This window comes from Streptomyces sp. NPDC041796, assembly GCF_055590785.1.
In genome coordinates this window covers 1,547-3,332 of the sequence record NZ_JBVJAH010000070.1, presented here as the reverse complement: position 1 = coordinate 3,332, position 1,786 = coordinate 1,547, and the positions used below count along the sequence as shown (strand labels likewise).

Annotated in this window: 1 rRNA gene (only partly in view); it reads left to right on the top strand. The window is 57.6% G+C overall.

What is annotated here, in order from left to right:
- Nucleotides 1-59: 59 nt before the first annotated feature.
- Nucleotides 60-1,786 (top strand): 23S ribosomal RNA (locus ACZ6C1_RS38555) (it continues 1,494 nt past the right edge of the window).

Below are 1,786 nucleotides of genomic sequence, written 5' to 3'. Positions count from 1 at the left end.
GCAGGGTGATGGGTGGCTGGTCGTTGCTTGAGAACTGCACAGTGGACGCGAGCATCTGTGGCCAAGTTTTTAAGGGCGCACGGTGGATGCCTTGGCACCAGGAACCGATGAAGGACGTGGGAGGCCACGATAGTCCCCGGGGAGCCGTCAACCAGGCTTTGATCCGGGGGTTTCCGAATGGGGAAACCCGGCAGTCGTCATGGGCTGTCACCCATGCCTGAACACATAGGGCATGTGGAGGGAACGAGGGGAAGTGAAACATCTCAGTACCCTCAGGAAGAGAAAACAACCGTGATTCCGGGAGTAGTGGCGAGCGAAACCGGATGAGGCCAAACCGTATGCGTGTGATACCCGGCAGGGGTTGCGCATGCGGGGTTGTGGGATCTCTTTTTCACAGTCTGCCGGCTGTGAGACGAGTCAGAAACCGTTGATGTAGGCGAAGGACATGCGAAAGGTCCGGCGTAGAGGGTAAGACCCCCGTAGCTGAAACATCAACGGCTCGTTTAAGAGACACCCAAGTAGCACGGGGCCCGAGAAATCCCGTGTGAATCTGGCGGGACCACCCGCTAAGCCTAAATATTCCCTGGTGACCGATAGCGGATAGTACCGTGAGGGAATGGTGAAAAGTACCGCGGGAGCGGAGTGAAATAGTACCTGAAACCGTGTGCCTACAAGCCGTGGGAGCGTCGGATGCAAGCTTGCTTGCATCTCGTGACTGCGTGCCTTTTGAAGAATGAGCCTGCGAGTTTGCGGTGTGTTGCGAGGTTAACCCGTGTGGGGAAGCCGTAGCGAAAGCGAGTCCGAACAGGGCGATTCAGTAGCGCGCTCAAGACCCGAAGCGGAGTGATCTAGCCATGGGCAGGTTGAAGCGGAGGTAAGACTTCGTGGAGGACCGAACCCACCAGGGTTGAAAACCTGGGGGATGACCTGTGGTTAGGGGTGAAAGGCCAATCAAACTCCGTGATAGCTGGTTCTCCCCGAAATGCATTTAGGTGCAGCGTCGTGTGTTTCTTGCCGGAGGTAGAGCACTGGATAGGCGATGGGCCCTACCGGGTTACTGACCTTAGCCAAACTCCGAATGCCGGTAAGTGAGAGCGCGGCAGTGAGACTGTGGGGGATAAGCTCCATGGTCGAGAGGGAAACAGCCCAGAGCATCGACTAAGGCCCCTAAGCGTACGCTAAGTGGGAAAGGATGTGGAGTCGCAGAGACAACCAGGAGGTTGGCTTAGAAGCAGCCACCCTTGAAAGAGTGCGTAATAGCTCACTGGTCAAGTGATTCCGCGCCGACAATGTAGCGGGGCTCAAGCGTACCGCCGAAGTCGTGTCATTGCAGTACATACCCCCAACGGGGACTGTGATGGGTAGGGGAGCGTCGTGTGCCGGGTGAAGCAGCCGCGGAAGCGAGTTGTGGACGGTTCACGAGTGAGAATGCAGGCATGAGTAGCGATACACACGTGAGAAACGTGTGCGCCGATTGACTAAGGGTTCCTGGGTCAAGCTGATCTGCCCAGGGTAAGTCGGGACCTAAGGCGAGGCCGACAGGCGTAGTCGATGGACAACCGGTTGATATTCCGGTACCCGCTTTGAAACGCCCAATATCGAACCAGGCGATGCTAAGTCCGTGAAGCCGCCCCGGAGCCTTCGGGCAAAGGGGAGTGGTGGAGCCGACGGACCAGACCTGTAGTAGGTAAGCGATGGGGTGACGCAGGAAGGTAGTCCAGCCCGGGCGGTGGTTGTCCCGGGGTAAGGGTGTAGGCCGTGTGATAGGCAAATCCGTCACACATTG